14 protein-coding genes and 1 pseudogene are annotated in these 15,032 nt (G+C 67.5%); 10 read left to right on the top strand and 5 right to left on the bottom strand.

Features of this window, described 5'->3' with window-relative positions:
- Positions 1–252 precede the first annotated feature (252 nt).
- The 6 genes from AC07DA_RS26185 to AC07DA_RS26160 all read left to right on the top strand — a co-directional run bounded on the left by AC07DA_RS26185 (position 253) and on the right by AC07DA_RS26160 (position 5,103).
- Positions 253–552: a WXG100 family type VII secretion target gene (locus tag AC07DA_RS26185; RefSeq protein WP_208637025.1), complete on the top strand. Its 300-nt coding sequence runs from the start codon at positions 253–255 to the stop codon at positions 550–552.
- Positions 553–640: 88 nt separating this feature from the next.
- Positions 641–964: a hypothetical protein gene (locus AC07DA_RS26180; protein WP_479130636.1), complete on the top strand. Its 324-nt coding sequence runs from the start codon at positions 641–643 to the stop codon at positions 962–964.
- Positions 961–2,481, top strand: coding sequence for a putative T7SS-secreted protein (locus AC07DA_RS26175; protein ID WP_479130635.1), 1,521 nt, complete (start codon positions 961–963; stop codon positions 2,479–2,481). Before AC07DA_RS26180 ends, AC07DA_RS26175 begins: the two co-directional genes overlap by 4 nt.
- A gap of 180 nt (positions 2,482–2,661) precedes the next feature.
- A complete protein-coding gene (locus AC07DA_RS26170) occupies positions 2,662–3,849 on the top strand; it encodes a hypothetical protein (RefSeq protein WP_479130634.1) in 1,188 nt (395 codons plus the stop codon).
- Entirely contained in the window at positions 3,846–4,517 is a 672-nt protein-coding gene (locus tag AC07DA_RS26165; RefSeq protein WP_479130633.1) for a hypothetical protein, read from the top strand. The genes AC07DA_RS26170 and AC07DA_RS26165 overlap by 4 nt, the downstream gene beginning before the upstream one ends.
- Positions 4,510–5,103 (top strand): hypothetical protein, encoded by a 594-nt coding sequence (locus tag AC07DA_RS26160; RefSeq protein WP_479130631.1) that lies wholly within the window; start codon positions 4,510–4,512, stop codon positions 5,101–5,103. The genes AC07DA_RS26165 and AC07DA_RS26160 overlap by 8 nt, the downstream gene beginning before the upstream one ends.
- Positions 5,104–5,307: 204 nt before the next feature.
- On the opposite strand, the gene AC07DA_RS26155 is transcribed toward AC07DA_RS26160, so the two are convergent.
- Positions 5,308–5,442 carry a hypothetical protein gene (locus AC07DA_RS26155; RefSeq protein WP_479130630.1) on the bottom strand — a complete coding sequence of 45 codons (135 nt, stop codon included), beginning with the start codon at positions 5,440–5,442 and terminating at the stop codon, positions 5,308–5,310.
- A 640-nt stretch (positions 5,443–6,082) separates the two neighbouring features.
- Complete coding sequence (locus AC07DA_RS26150) at positions 6,083–6,724, bottom strand: hypothetical protein (protein WP_479130629.1); 642 nt, start codon at positions 6,722–6,724, stop codon at positions 6,083–6,085.
- Between AC07DA_RS26150 and AC07DA_RS26145 the strand changes: the two genes are divergently transcribed.
- On the top strand, positions 6,723–6,977 hold the full coding sequence (locus AC07DA_RS26145; RefSeq protein ID WP_479130628.1) for a hypothetical protein: 255 nt from the start codon (positions 6,723–6,725) through the stop codon (positions 6,975–6,977). The two genes, AC07DA_RS26150 and AC07DA_RS26145, sit on opposite strands and share 2 nt — an antisense overlap.
- A gap of 33 nt (positions 6,978–7,010) precedes the next feature.
- Here the strand turns inward: AC07DA_RS26145 and AC07DA_RS26140 are convergent, their stop codons facing one another.
- From AC07DA_RS26140 to AC07DA_RS26130, 3 genes are all read right to left on the bottom strand, one after another.
- On the bottom strand, positions 7,011–8,102 hold the full coding sequence (locus AC07DA_RS26140; protein ID WP_479130627.1) for a hypothetical protein: 1,092 nt from the start codon (positions 8,100–8,102) through the stop codon (positions 7,011–7,013).
- The gene (locus AC07DA_RS26135; RefSeq protein WP_479130626.1) at positions 8,093–8,764 is read right to left on the bottom strand and encodes a hypothetical protein; all 672 of its coding nucleotides are present in this window, start codon (positions 8,762–8,764) and stop codon (positions 8,093–8,095) included. The genes AC07DA_RS26140 and AC07DA_RS26135 overlap by 10 nt, the downstream gene beginning before the upstream one ends.
- Before the next feature lie 580 nt (positions 8,765–9,344).
- Entirely contained in the window at positions 9,345–11,399 is a 2,055-nt protein-coding gene (locus tag AC07DA_RS26130; RefSeq protein WP_479130625.1) for a hypothetical protein, read from the bottom strand.
- A 557-nt stretch (positions 11,400–11,956) separates the two neighbouring features.
- On the opposite strand from AC07DA_RS26130, the gene AC07DA_RS26125 reads away from it, so the two are divergent.
- The 3 genes and pseudogenes from AC07DA_RS26125 (at position 11,957) to AC07DA_RS26115 (ending at position 15,029) form a co-directional block, all read left to right on the top strand.
- Complete coding sequence (locus tag AC07DA_RS26125) at positions 11,957–12,688, top strand: hypothetical protein (RefSeq protein WP_479130624.1); 732 nt, start codon at positions 11,957–11,959, stop codon at positions 12,686–12,688.
- A 17-nt stretch (positions 12,689–12,705) separates the two neighbouring features.
- Positions 12,706–13,536, top strand: a pseudogene (locus AC07DA_RS26120) (hypothetical protein); the annotation flags it as partial.
- Between the two features lie 185 nt (positions 13,537–13,721).
- Positions 13,722–15,029 (top strand): CpaF family protein, encoded by a 1,308-nt coding sequence (locus AC07DA_RS26115; protein WP_479130623.1) that lies wholly within the window; start codon positions 13,722–13,724, stop codon positions 15,027–15,029.
- Positions 15,030–15,032: the final 3 nt, after the last annotated feature.

Here is a 15,032-nt window from a genome sequence, read left to right as displayed (position 1 = left end):
CGTTCGGGGTGGCGGCGGGGCAATGGGGAGGCGCGGCGATGTTCCCGATGGCAATGTCGTGCACGCTTTTACGACGCCTCGTTCACAAGCCGAGGATGTGGCACCACAGGCCACACCCGTAAGCTGCATGCGCAAGAGCGGACGATCACACCGGTGCCACGTGCGATCGGCAACTCGGCTTACGGGCCGACGAGTCCGCAAACAGGGAGCCACGGGGGTTGGCCCTGCGGCGTTGCGAGAGGGAGCGGCTTCATGGCCAAGGACCTTGACATCACATATCAGGACATGCGGGAAGCGGCCAAGCATGTCGTGAAGGAGAAGGAAAAGCTCCAGGAGAGGCTGGAAGGCCTCCGCAAGTACATCAACAACCTCGTCCAGTCCGGCTATGTCACGAAGAGTTCGTCGAAGGCGTTCGACGAGAACTTCGACGAGTTCGTGCAGGGCACGAAGACGACGCTGGACGGGCTCGACGGCATGGGGGACTACCTGACCATGGCGGCGGACAAGTTCGAGCAGATCGACGAGGAACTGGCGAAGCAGGCACGGAAGTGACCTTCTGCTAGAAAAGGCACTGCGGTGGGGCGGGCCGTGCGGTCCGCCCCACGCATGTCGCGCCAGTACGACTCGCAGCGGGGGATCCGTGCCTGACCAAACTGCAGATATCGAACGCATCAAGGAAAGTGCCAAGTCTCTTTCGAAGATTCACGGAGAGTTCAAGAGGAACGCCAACCCGGCCGAAGGGCTGGGTGTGGTCACCCTGGGCGATAAAGGGCTTGTGGAAGTCTTCGATGACTTCGGTGACAACTGGAAGATTCACCGTGAGCGTCTCACGGAGGAGCTGGAGAATCTTTCCAAGCTGCTCTCCACGGCGGCGAAGACGTATGAGGACATCGATCACCAGCTTGCCGAGGCGCTCCGTAAATCAGGTAAGAAGAAGCCTGGCGCCGGGGGAGGCGCGAAGTGACGCGGCCGCGCACCGAAGAGTGGGCGGTGATTGATGAGGCCTCCGACCCGATCCCCGGTGATCCGGATGAGGTCGCCAGGCTGGGCCGGCAGCTCAGGAAAACCGCCGAGGCCATCAAGAAGCAGGCAGACGAAATCAAAGCGCTTGCGTCCGTCGATGAGTGGAAGAGCAAGACGGCCGACGAATTCCGTAAGGATGCTGAGGAGGCCGAGGGAAAGCTGCGGAAGGCGTTCAAGCGCTACGATGCCGCTGCTGATGCCCTCGGGGAGAAGGTCGTCGAGGGTGGCTGCTCAAGCCAGTACGCCTCAGAGCTTCATCGCGCCCAGACCATGGCCGATAAGGCGCTCCGCGATGCTCGAGAGGCGCATGACGAACAGAACGCCAGTAGCGCCGCGATTGGCAAGCTTCCCAAATCGTCAGGTGACGAAGATCCGGACCGCAAGAAGCTGGAGAAGCGCCAAGAAGCGGCGAGTGCGGCTCTGGAAAGGGCGAAGAAGCACTTGGAGGCAGCCAAGGATGTGCGTGATGCTGCCGCAAAGAGGGCACGTGATTCCATCCGGCACGCCATCGATCACGATGGCCTGAAAGACGACGCATGGGACAAGTTCAAGGATTGGGTCAACGACAATTCCGGATGGATAGAAACCGTCCTCAAGGTTTCCGGTTGGGTGTCGACCATCTGCGGGACGCTGGCACTCATGGTCGGCTGGATTCCGATTGTCGGGCAGGTCCTCGCCGGGGTCCTCGGCACCATCGCCTTGGTGGCCACCCTGGTTTCGTTCGTGGGACACACCCTCCTGGCGCTAGGAGGTAAGGGAAGCTGGTTCGACGTTGCCCTTGACGTCGTGGGCATCGCCACGTTGGGTATCGGCCGAGGCGCCCTCGCCGGTGCGAAGGGGGCATCGGCGGCCGCGAAGACCCTGGGACGATCGGCAAGAGCGAAGGCGCTCAGAGAAGGAATCAAGGCGAAACCCGGCTCTGCCGCGTACAAGAAGGCTGTCAATGATGCCTGGAAGCGTGCAAATCGGGAAAGCGGCGGAGCCTTGCGTGGCAAGGCCGGCGTCGAGGCGATCGCCAAGGCACCAAAGGGCTGGTTCCCTGGTGGCCAGCGGATGGCGGATGCCTTCAACCCGAAGTTAATCTACAGAGAATCATTGGACAGCTTCAAATCGGTCACAGATCTACGTTGGAGTAACCTCAGACAGCTTGGTCAGGCCGATACCTGGTCGGGGGTCCGACCGGGATTGAATGATCCCGGAATCACGAGCCTTCAGAGGAGCCTTGACCAGATGTCTGACGGTCTGCGCGCCGACGACGCGGTAAAGGCCGCAAGCGACGTATTCGAGACTCAGACCCGGATCTGGGCCGGCTCCACAGCTGTGGCGTCCACCACCGACTTGCTCGACAAGGGTGAGATCACGGGAAAGATGGGAGAGCTCGTGGGGGTGCAAGGATTGGACGACGGCGTCTGGTCGGCAACAGGGATCAAGGATGCCACCACAACGAGCGACGGATGAACAAGGTAACCAATGGCTGAGCAGCCTGGACTGAGTAGGTCGCTACCGCAACCGACCGAGCCGATTGCACGCCCCGCGGGCGCGCTGCCGCACCACACCCACGTTGTGCGTCGGGCCCGTCTCTATGCCGAAGGGCGCAGCCTGGTAGTGCGGGATGCTCGGCATGGGGAACGCCGGTACATGGTCGGTGTCGATGGTATTCGCCGCGCAGTCTTCCATCCGCCTGGTGATCTCTGGGAAACGGTGCAGAAGCGCCCCGCCAAACGCTGGGGCGTACTGACTTTCGTGGGGGAAGGGGAGCGGGACCTCCTGCAGGTACCGCTCGCAGCATGGTTGCCAGAGGCTGGTGTGGTCGGGGCCATGGACCTGGAGCCTTCGAAGTGTCTGGACCGAACCGGACTCAGGGACCTTGTCGCAAACCTCGGGCTAGCGCTCGAGGAGGGCTCACAGCCCAGCGACCGTGTGGAAGCTCGGGAAGGCAGAGCTGGAAGCCAACCGGATCGCGCTGTCCATCCCGACCTGCCCCGCTGGCACAGCTGGGTACGAGGGCTCGGCATGTTCGGGTGGTTCGTCGCTCTCGTCACCGCTTTCGCCGCTGATCTGACGTGGGCCCTGCCTGTCGCTGCCTGCGCTCTCCTCTTGATCCCTGCATCGGATAGCGCCGTGCGCGTCACCGCGTGGTGGCGGAACAGGACGACCGATGCGTTCGCCGGCGCCCTGGTGTTCAGTCCCTCGCCGGCAGGCGTTGCGACGCGACGGTTCTTGCGAACGGCCTCCGTACGTGTGCTTCCCGACGACGTGGTCCTAACCAATACCGTGGGGGAGGAGCGCTGGCTCGGAAGGTCCGGTATGCACGGTGTAACGCGATTGGCGCGACTCGTCGTTCCTGCGACGGGGGAGCCGCTTGCGGTGGAATTCCGGGACGGTAGAGGCGAAGCCCGTGCACTGCTGCCTTGGAAGCACTGGTTCGCGGGACAGCACGGACACGATCGATGGGACCAACTGCAAGCGGCGCTGGAGGTTCCTGTGGCGGATGAGAAACTGCGCCAGGCGAAGAACACCAGCGAATGGTGGCACGGACACGCGCTCAGCGCAGATGTCCGCAAGATGTCGCCTATGGGCGGGAAGGAAGCCCGCCGAGAGACTGATTGGCACCGCTCCGTCATCGGCAGGAACGAACTTCTCGCGCTTCCGCTCTTCAGCGCAGTGCTGCTCGCCGGACTTTTCAGCGAAGAGTTGCCGGCGTTCGTGGCGGGTCTGCTCTCCGCGCTGACCATCGCCGTGGCTTTGGTTCCGGCGGTGGCGACCTGGCTTGTCAGTCGTCTCTCGTATGACAAAGTGATCGAGAAGGCAGAGGTACACGTATGAGTGCAGCCGACCGAACCGGAGCACCCGTGAACACCTCTGGTGGTACTGGCAGCGTCGCTTCGCCGACTGATTACCGGCTGCTTCTGCCGGAGGGGTGGTTCCGGGTGCGCATCGAGCCGGAGCTCCGTGAGCGCTCGGTCGACGCGTTGATCAACCGACAGTTCGAGGGAGTGGACAACGCGCCCCACATCAAGCAGCAGTTGCGAGACAGCCTCTTGGCCCAAGCGACCGCAGCGTTCCAGGACGGTGGCATCGAGCTCTACTTGAGCCTGCAGAAGGCCGGCGCCCTGACCATCCCGGCTTCTTTGCTCATCACATTGCTGCCGCCGAAGAGTGATGGGCAGCTCACAGCGCAGGACATCGCTGTCCGCCTCTCCGTAGACGAGGACCTGGAAGTGTCCGTCGTCGAATTGTCTTCGGGTCCTGCCGTGCGCACTCGCAGATCAACGGGACAGTCCGACCGCCAAGCTCCTCCCAACATGCCGGGTGCGCCTGACGAGACTCTTCCGGCGGTCACCCTCGACTACCAACTGCCAATCCCGGCAGCCGACGCATGGCTGCTTCTGACCTTTTCGACGCCCTTGGTGCAGATTGCAGACGCGATGGTTGAGCTTTTCGACGCTGTAGCCGCCTCATTGGCGTGGGTGGGCGGTGATGGCAGTGAGTGACATCAGTGCCTGCGGCATCGTCGTACCGACGGACTGGGTGCCTATTCCGGTCGAGCCGTCGGACGACGTCAAGAGCTGGGCCAAGAGGGCCGCAGCGGACTTGCGTGACCGCAGTAAAGCCGCGGGATACGAACTGGATAGACGAACGCTGAGGAAGGAGCTGCTGGCTCGGGCCGAGGACTGTCGCAGCCGAGAGCCCTTCTATGCGTTTGCCTTCTTTCCCGACGGCTTCGACTCGGCTCTGGCGATTCTGGAAGTCGATCTAATTCACCCCGACGAGACGGTTCCCCGTATCACGCTGGACTGGCTGGCTGAGACCTTCAGCGCCGACGATTTCGGCCCGCCGCAGATCTCGTGTGCGGATCTACCGGTCGGCCGTGCCGTGCGCATCCGTCAGGATCTCGACGCCGCGTCGGCCTCAATTTCCGGACCCGGCGTGCTGATGGAGACACTGACGTACGGGATCCTGCCGACCGGAGCCAAGAGCGCCGTCATGGTGTTGGGGTCGTGGACAGTGCCCGGAATCTCTGAAGATATGGAAGCAGCAGTGGACAGCATCGCGCAGACGGTGACGGTGGATTTTTGAGCGCGTCGCGAGAAGACCTGCCTGATAGGACATGACGGTGAACGACGGTAACTCCAGCGGAAGGTGCTCGTGACGGCTCGAACAGCTCCACGAGGGTGTCGCGGAAAGCGGGATCCGGGCCGGGAGCGCTGTCCGAATCCGAGCGGAAACGTGTCCTAGCCAGGCGACGGCACCAGATTGAAGCCGCTCGGGGCCGGGCGGTGCTCAGTGGTGGTCATGGCGCTGCCGCATCGCCTCCACCGCGTGGGAGATGCCGACGAAGAGGGCCCACACCGGGGCAGCGATGATGCCCCGGCCAGAAGCCGAGATCAGAGAAGGCAGGAAGAAGCCGCCACCCATGGCGAGATCTCGGGTGAGTTAAGGCGGGCGATCCGCCTAGCGGGGGTGCTTGGGTGAAAATCCAGAAGTAGTGCGGGAATCAGCCGATAATGCCGGCCTGAGTCAGTTCGAGCCGCCGGTCGGGGCCGATACCGAGCCCCGTGCGGGCGGTTTCGGCAACTCGTGCCTGCCATCCGGTCCCTGCGGCATCTTGGACATCAGAGCCCCCACGTCGTCCGTGATGGCTTTGACGCCCGTGAGTCCTCTGCTCAGGCCGACGGTCCGAGCCGACTGAGCGGCCCCCACAGTGGCCTTGGCGCCGCTGGCGAGCTTCGCGGCGGGCCGGAGACCGCCCAAGACGAGCAGCCCACCTACGACGTCGAAGATGACATCTGTCCAGGGTGGTCAGTGCTAGCCGCTCGACTTGTCGTCCCCGCTGCGCAGCCGTCATCCGGAGTGCCGCCGTCGCTGACAGCGTGGCGAGGACGGGCAAGGTGCGGCGCTTCACACTGGCTCATCGGAAAGACAGAAGTGCAGTAGAGCACCGGCGATAGTGGTGAGGTGTTCGTTCGTTAGCGTGAAGCTCCCGGTTACCGCCCGACTGCGCGGGAGCGAGCGAAGTTGCGATCCGCGCTAGCGGCGCGCTATCAGGGGACGCCGGTTAATGGGCCCTGCCGGGAAGTCGGAGCGTCCGTGCGAAGTCGTCCAGGGCCTCCATGGCCGCAGCCAGCACTTCGGGGTCGTCGTGATGCCCGCGGAGGCTCACGTCGGGGACGCCTGGCGGGGTGTGCCAGTGATAGGTCACCGACGTCATCATGATGGTGCTGTCCGCCGGGTAGGAGCGGGTGACCCTGATGCCGTCCTCGCCCAGATGCGGAGAGGCGAAAGGAATGCTGCCGGTGCGTTGCTGCCACTCGGGGATGTCCTGGTGAGGCACGGTCGGCGCACTGAACCCCTCACACGAGGACGCGTCAGGGGCTTCGCAGTGGATGCGGGTGGCGTGCACCACCAGGGGCATGTAGGTGAGGGGAACGGGGTGGTAGATGAACGCCTCGTCGGCTTGGAGCTTGTCCCGCAGGATGACGATCGTCTGCTCGTAGAAGTTCTTGTGGAAGCATCGGAGCTTGCGGGTGAGTTCGATGTTGTGAAAAGCGGCCAGACCGATCAGGTGCTGGTCCAGCCATTCCTTGAAGGTTCGTCTGTCGATCTGGAGATGGAGATAGCCCCAGAGGCGCGGGTCGGCATCTGTGTCGATGTGGAGCGGGGCGCCGAGGTCGGAGCTCCAGAGGGTGCCATCTGACATGAGCTGTCGTCTTGGTGCCGGCGACGAGCTTGCCGACCGATTCGAGCGATTCGACGAGCCGGGTGCGGTAGTCGTCCCAGTTGTCGACGAAGTCCTTCATCACCTCGGCCATCACACTGGATCCCCAGTGCTTGTCCATGTCGTCGCGTCGGTTCTCGATATCCTCGAAGGTCTTCTTGAGCTGTCCGAGCTTGCGCTCGCAATCCGCGAGGAACTCATAGTCGACCGTCAGGTCCGAGTCGCTCATGAATGATCCTCCCCCGTGTGTACTGCTGCTTTGCGGCCGTCAGCGGTTGATGGCTTGAATCTCCTGGACCGTGACGGCCTGTTCGTTGCCGAACGTGCCGTTCGGGAGGTCGTCGCCGGTGCCGCCGGTGCCTGTCCAGGCGATGTCCCAGGTGATGGTGGCCTGGAGCTTGAAGGTGCTGTTACCGGAGGAGCGGAGGTACTTGAGGCCGCACGGCGGGGTCTGATCGGCCTTGCCCTTGGCGTAGGGCTCGCCGATGGAGCCGTCGGCGTTGATGACGCACTCGCCGGAGGCGGGGTAGGTCTCGGCGTCCTCGGTGCCCGGTTGCAGTTTGAGGGAGACCGGCTTGGCGGTGGTGGTGGCCTGGATGTTGAAGCCGGGGACGTTGATGGCCGCTGTGGCCTGGACCTCGTCGAAGACGGTCTTGTCCAGCCAGGCCCACGTCGGCAGGTTTACCTTGGTTTCCGCCTCGGGCGCGAGTGTGACCTTCGTGTCGGGCAGTTCCATGTGCTGGTATGCGAGGGCGGCGAGTATCTCGGGTTTGATGGCTTCTTCGTACCGGGCCGGTGGCGCCTCGCCGTTCTCGACCCAGAAGGGCAGGTCGGTGCACGAGGTGCGCTTGAGGTAGTCCGGTTCGTTGGGGTTCTCGACGCCGGCCCAGAACATGCCTTTGCCGTCGTTCTCGATGTTGTAGTCCTTGTAGCCGGGGCTTCCGTCCCAGCCGAACCCGTCCTCGTAGTGCCGCTTGGTCTGGCCCAGCGCAGAAGCCGCGGTCCCGCCCATGCCGGGTGTGTTCAGCTGGCGATCGAGGTCCTCGGACATCTTCTTCTTGAAGTCCTTGGCGCCCAGGTACGGGGCGTACCAGCAGGGCGGAGGCGACCAGTTGACGTCCGTGGACGCCACGTTCCCGGTGCTGCCGTCCTTGGTGACGGATCCGGAGTACTGGATGCGGGCAGCGGCGTAGATTCCCGTCTTGTCTCCGCCGCCTTCTTGTTCTGTGCTGCCGCCCTCGTCGTTCGGCATCGGCTCCCCCGCGTGGGCCAGTCCCGTCAGACTGAGAGTGCCGAAGGCCAACGTCAGGGCGAGCGCGCTCACTCGAAGGGCGGTGCGTGGCGCCCCATTCACTGGCATTTCGCCACCTTGGTCTCCACGAAAACCTTGGAGGCCTGCCAGAGGTTGTCACTCGTGGGGAACTTGACCATCACGATCTTGAAGTAGTCGAAGTCTGAGATGCTGGGCTTGCTCGTCAAGACCTTCCCTGTCTTGACCTCTTTGCCGTAGAACTTGCTCGAATCCACGCAGAAGGCGACTTCGACCGACTTGCCGTTCGGGGCCGAGCGCGTGGTGGCCTGGTAGTGGCGCCGCGTGCCGACGGCCGTCCAGCCGCCGTCGATCCGGCCGTCGATCTGAGTCTTCGCGTAGTGCAGTCCGTCGCCCGTGGAGTAAGCGGTCACGGCTGCGTCATTCGACGTGCGCTTGTCGACGCCCCGGTAGATTGCCCGGACGAAGTTCGCCGCGTCATCCATCGCAGCCGCCTCGTTCTCGTCCTTCGGCCTCTTCCAGTCGAAGACGAGGTTCATGTCCTTCGGCAGGGACACGTCCACACCGTCCGGCTTGTCGCCGGCCTCGGCCGCTGGCGGCTCGGCGGACTTCGTCGGTGTCTCCGCCCCCTGGTCCGCTCCTGCGATCTTGTCGTTGCCGGCCGGCTTGTCGTCCCCGCTGCCGCAGGCCGTCAACAGCAGTGCCGCTGTCGCTGTCAGTGCGGCGGCAACGGGCAAGGTGCGGCGCTTCACAGTGGCTCCCCGTGAAAGAACAGAAGTGCAGTACGAGCACTGACGGTACCGGTGGGGTTTTCGGTTTCACCAGTGCGAACAACCGAGTGATCAGGGGCAAGCCGGTAGGTATGGGGCTCTTCGGCACCCCCAGCCGATTCCGTCCATGAGGGCGTCAACGGGCCCGGCCCAGCCCGTCCGGCACCGGCATCAGCGCCCCATACCCCGTCGCCGCCCACGCGCTCCTCTCCGCCGCAACCTGGAGAAACGATCTTGACGCGCAGGCCGGTGCCTCGGATCCGGTCCGTCAACTGCCGTTGTGGCGCGGGCGGTACGGCAGCGGCGTAGGCGTCGTCGACGCGGACGGGCGAGCCGCGCAGGGCTTGCGCGATGCGTTGACCGGGGCTGGAGGGGCATGCGGGGCTCGCGGGACTGGCGGGGACTGGCGCGGCTGGCGGGGCTGAAAGGGCGGGCAGGGCTGGCCGGGCCGCCGATGCCGTCAAAGCCGCCTGCCGCGCGGGCCGGTGTGACGGCGCGGGCCGGTGTGGCGGCGAGGGACGTCAGCGGCAGCGCCGCGCGAGCGGTGAGCACGTGCCGGACGTCAGTGGACACTCGCGGTCTCCCTCACCTTGTCGACGAGCCGGGCGATTCCCCTGGGCACGGCGGACAGCGGGCCGTCGGTGGCGTCGTAGTAGGGGAGACGGCCGCCACCGGCCGGGGCGGGCAGTCGCAGCAGGCGGGCCGGGGTGCCGAGGGGATCGACGATGGCGGTGTCGCGGCACAGTTCGCAGACGGGCAGCAGGCGCCGGCTGGTGTTCTCGGCGCTGACCCGGACGTGGGAGAGCCGTACGCCCGCCCCGTGCAGGGGGTTGACGCCGCAGCACAGGTCCTCGTCCTGGCCGGTCAGCGCGGCGCGGCCGGCCCGGGCCAGCACGATCATGGCGACCAGGGTCGCCGGGTCCGTCCCCGGCCGGCGGGCCCGGCCGGGGTCACCGTCGAGGAGGAGCAGCGCGGCGTCGAGGCGGTCCCGGGCGAGGGGTTGCTCGTCGCGCTCGGTGAACTCCCGGAGGAACGCGCTGATCTCGGCGTACGCGGTGCGCCGCAGCCAGGACGCCGACGGTTGCGTGGGTGCCGTGAGGGGCAGGTGGGGGGCCGCTTCCGTCGCCGGGCGCATCCGGCGCAGCACGAGCGCCGTGACCCCGGCCGACACGGCGGACAGCAGCAGGGCCGCGAAGGCGCCCACCACCAGCCCCGGCCAGAAGTCGGTGGCGAACAGCGGGGGCAGGGCGTCGTCCTCGGCGGGGCTCGGGGCCGGCGCGGGGGAGGGGCCCTCCACCGGCCGGTCCGTGCGCGGCGTCCGGTCGAGGAAGGTCATCAGCGCGTCGAGGCGTTCACCGAGGAGGTGGTCGTCGTGGTCGTCCGCCCTGCGGTCGCCGAGCGTGATGCCGTCCGGCAGGCCGAAGAGCAGGCGGTCGCCGTCCAGCCGCAGGCCGTGGTTGAACGCGTCGATCGTGCCGTCGCCCGGGTCCGCGACGACGTACACCCCGGCCCGGCCGAGCCTGACGTGCACCGCCGCCGCGAACAGCTCCGTGTCACCGGCCGACTCGTTCTCGGACGTCTGCGGCACGAGCGCGACGTACACCGGGCCGCCGCCGTCGGAGCGCCGGAAGGCCTCGATCCGCTGGTGCAGGCGGTCGAGCCGGCGGGCGTCGAGGACGCGCGGGCTCTCCGGGTCGGTGTAGACGGGGTCCTGGCGCAGGCCCGCGGCGACGCGTTCGGCCCGGGCGGACATCTCGGCCGGGGTGGGCGGCTTGGTCCCGCTGGAGGCGGTCTGGTCGAAGACGGCGGTGGCGGTGAGGGCGACCGCGACGGCGGCGAGGGCGGCCGAGGCGACGACGGCGACGGCGGGCAGCGCGGACTGCATCCGGCGTGCCGCGCGGTCCGCCTTCCGGGCGGAGCCCGCGGAGCGGCGGCGCGCTCGGCGCCCGTACGCCGCCAGCAGCAGGATCAGCAGGGGTACGCCCGTGAGCAGGATCCCGGTGAGGAACGACTGGTTGCGGCGGTCGGCCTGACCGATGTACATGGGGTCGGGCTCGTCGTCCCCGTACTTCTCACGCGCCGCCTCCGCCCGGGCGGAGGCCTTCTCCGGGCCTTGGGCGACGACCTCCGTGAACCGCTCGAAGCTCAGCAGGGGGCCCGCGTCGTAGGGGAGTTCGTAGAGCTGGGCGGTCCAGGCGTCGTCGGCCGGAGCGCGTACGCCATAGGCCGTGGCGTCCGTCACCGCGTGGTCGTCGACGAGCACGTACAGCCCGTCCCGCCCCAGCCGGTCGTGGACCGCGCCGAGCAGCGCCTTGCCGTCCCGTACGGCCTCGGCGGGCAGCACCAGGACGTAGGTCGGGACGCCGGTCCTCTGGGCGAGCCGCGCGAAGTCGGGCGCCGTGGAGCGCGGGACGGCACGCGGCAGTTGGTCCGTGACGTACACCGGGTTCTCCCGGAGACGGTCGGCGAGGTAGGCCGCCTGGGTGGGCGGTTCGGCAGTCTCGGCCCGGGCGGGTGTGGCGGTCGCGAAGAGAGCCGCCAGTGCGAACAGGGCCAGGAGCAGGCGCAGGACGTGGCCGCGGCCGCCTCTCCTCGCCGTTGTCAGCCCTGCGTGCACGTGGTTCGACGACACTGCTTCCACCGGTGAGCCCCCCGCGGTCCGATCGCTGTCCGCGCGGCACTCTACTCAGGGCTTCGCGAGTGCTACAGGTCGACGGTGCCCCGTCGGTCCGTCGGCCCAACCGGCCAGCGTCGTCAGGGCGTTCACCGCCTCGGCCGGTCCCGCGTCTGGGCAGGTGGCTGACCGTGACGAGGCGATCCCGACTTCGTGAGTGAATCGTGCAGACGTGATGGTCGGCACGTGACCAACCCGGCCCGCGAGCACCGGGGTTGGGCTTCTCCCGGATTCGCTGGCGCACAGGTGCCGGTGCGGCACGGGGCCGGTTCCGGCCGCGTGCGACGGGGCGGGCGTTGCAAAGGGATAACGGGCCGCACCCCGGGATTCATGAGCCCGGACGCGCCTTGAGGGGCTTATGTGCGGCTGATACGGTGCCATGGCTTGACACTCGCTTCGGCGCTGGCTATTCGGCCAGCTCAGGCACCGTTCGAGGGGGCCGAGAAGTGCTGAGTGTCCCATTTTGTAGATAACTTCTTGGGTGTACGGGGAGCGGTTGCGTGAAGATCCAAGAGCGTACGGGGGCGGGCGCCGGTCGTGCCGCCGCTCCGGCTCAGCCACCGGTCGGTGACCGGCTTCCCACACCGCCTCGCGAGCGCAAACCGGCACTGGCCGCGCTCGCCGTGCTCCTCATCCTCGTGGGCGCGCTGGGCGCGACGATGCTCGTGCTCCAGGCCGGGGACCGGATCGAGGTCGTCAAGGTGAAGAAGGAGATCCAGGCCGGGGAATCCCTCAAGGACAGTGACGTGACCTCCGTCATGGTCGCCAAGGACGACAGCATCCACTACATCGAGTGGACGCAGCTCGACACCATCAAGACGTACAAGGCGAAGTCCACCATCTACCCGGGCACCATCGCCGTCGGTGAGATGTTCGCGAAGAAGGCCGACCTGCCCGCAGGCAAGGCCTCCGTCGGTCTCGCGCTGAAGGAAGGCCACTACCCCTCCGACATCAAGCCCGGTGACACCGTTACCGCCTACCGCGTCGGCACGACGGGCTCCGGCTCGAACAACTCCGGCGGCAACTCCGGTGCGGGCGGCAGCTCCTCCTCGTCCTCTGCCGGTGCCCTCGTCGACGAGGCGCGCGTCAACACCGTCGTGGAGAACGACGACGCCACCGTGAGCACGGGCAACCTCTCGCTCACCCTCCTCGTCGACCAGGCCGACGCGGCAGCGCTCGCCTCCGCGGCGGCCGCGGGCGAGGTCGCCATCGTGCACGTCCCCGGCAACTAGAAGGCGGCACCCACCCCATGGCGCTCATCGCTCTCGCCGCCGACAAGGGTTCCCCCGGCGTCACCACCGCGGCCGTCGCCCTCGCGGCGGTCTGGCCGCGGCGCGTCCTGCTCGCCGAGACGGACCCGGCGGGCGGTGACCTCGTCTACCGCAGCGCGGCCGCGCACGGCGGGCCGCTCAACCCCAACACCGGCATGCTCTCCATCGCCGCGACCGCGCGGCGCGGGCTGGTGCCGGACCAGCTGTGGGACCACGTCCAGCCGCTGAGCGGAGGGCTGGAGGTGCTCGTCGGGCTCGGGATCGCCGAACAGGCCGCGGGTCTCGCCGGGTTGTGGCCCACCCTCGGGCACGCCTTCGCCTCCCTCGCCGACTCCCCGCACGCCGCCGCCGACGTCATCGCGGACTGCGGACGCATCAGCGGCGACACCCCGGCCGTCGAACTGTTCCCGCACGCCTCGCTGGTGCTGCTGCTCTCCCGCACCGAGCCGGAGTCCCTCGCGCGGGTGCGCGACCGGGCCGCCGCCCTCGCGGGCAAGCTGCACGGCGGGCCGCGCGGCGCCGCCTCCCTCGCCAACCCGGTCATCGGCGTGGTCCTGGTCGCCGACACCGGCACGGCCGGCAAGCTCGCCTCGCAGGTCAACGACATGCTGGTGCACGCCCAGACCGGCGCCCGCGTGGTCGGCACCATTGCCGACGACCCCGCCGGAGCCGACCAGCTGGCCGGCCGCAGGCGCGGCCGTCTCGACAAGTCGCTGCTGATCCGCTCGGCCCGCAAGGTCGCCGCCGACATCAACCAGCAGTACGGCGCCGCCTGGGCCGCCTCCGCACAGGCGAACCAGGCCCCGCAGGCCCCGCACGCCCAGCAGGGCAACCACATCCAGCAGGGCAACCACGCCCCGCAGGCCCAGCAGCCCGAGCAGGTTCACCACGCCCAGCAGGCCCACCACGCGCACCAGGGCAACCACGCCCAGCAGGCCCCGCACGTGCCGCACCAGCAGCCGGGCCGGACCCAGGGCCACGCGGGGGCCGGCACATGACCGCTGTCGACCACCAGTTGGTCAAGCGGTTCCGCCAGGACGCCGGCGACCGCATCGCCGAACAGCGCAGGCAGGACCAGCTCAACAACGTCACGCCGATGTCCACGGAGGACGAACGGCAGTACGCCCGCGCCGTCATAGCCCAGATCCTGGAGGAGTACGCGCGCGCCGAGATCAACGCGGGCCGTACGCCGCTGGACGCCGAGACCGAGGAGCAGTACGCGGCCGCCGTGCACGCCGCCCTGTTCGGCGTCGGCCGGCTCCAGCCGCTGCTGGACGACCCCGAGGTCGAGAACATCGACATCAACGGCTGCGACCAGGTCTTCGTCGGGTACGCCGACGGCCGCGAGGTGAAGGGCGACCCGGTCGCCGAGACCGACGAGGAGCTCATCGAGCTCATCCAGGTCCTCGGCGCCTACTCGGGCCTGTCCTCCCGTCCCTTCGACTCGGCCAACCCGCAGCTCGACCTGCGGCTGCCCGACGGGTCGCGCCTGTCGGCCGTGATGGACGTGGCCCGGCGCCCGGCGCTCTCCATCCGCCGTGCCCGCATGGGCAAGGTGTTCATCTCCGACCTCGTCGGCAACGGCACGCTCACGCCCGAGGTCGCCCACTTCCTGGCCTGCGCGGTCCGCGCCCGCAAGAACATCATGATCGCCGGCGCCACCAACGCCGGCAAGACCACCCTGCTGCGCGCCCTCGCCAACGAGATCCCGCCGCACGAGCGGCTCATCACCGTCGAACGGGCCCTGGAGCTCGGCCTCGACACCTTCCCCGACCTGCACCCCAACGTCGTCGCCTTCGAGGAGCGCCTGCCCAACTCCGAAGGACAGGGCGCCATCTCGATGGCGGAGCTGGTGCGCCGGTCGCTGCGCATGAACCCCTCCCGCGTCATCGTCGGCGAGGTCCTCGGCGACGAGATCGTCACCATGCTCAACGCGATGTCCCAGGGCAACGACGGCTCGCTGTCCACGATCCACGCCAACAGCTCCAGCGAGGTGTTCAACCGCATCTCCACCTACGCGCTGCAGGCCTCCGAGCGGCTGCCCATCGAGGCCAGCCAGATGCTGATCGCCGGTGCCGTGAACTTCGTCGTCTTCATCCAGCGGCGCAACAACTTCGGCAACGGCGGCCGCCTCCAGCGCATGGTCACCTCCGTCCGCGAGGTCAACGGCGTCGACGGGCGCGTCCTGTCCAGCGAGGTGTTCGCGGAGGCTCCCGACGGCCGGGTCGTGCCGCACGCCCCCCTTGCCTGCCTGGAGGAACTGATGGCACACGGCTACCGGCCGACCGGGACCTGGGGGTGAGCC

It is taken from the genome of Streptomyces sp. NPDC044921 (assembly GCF_056432865.1).
This window is presented reverse-complemented; position numbering and strand designations above follow the sequence as displayed.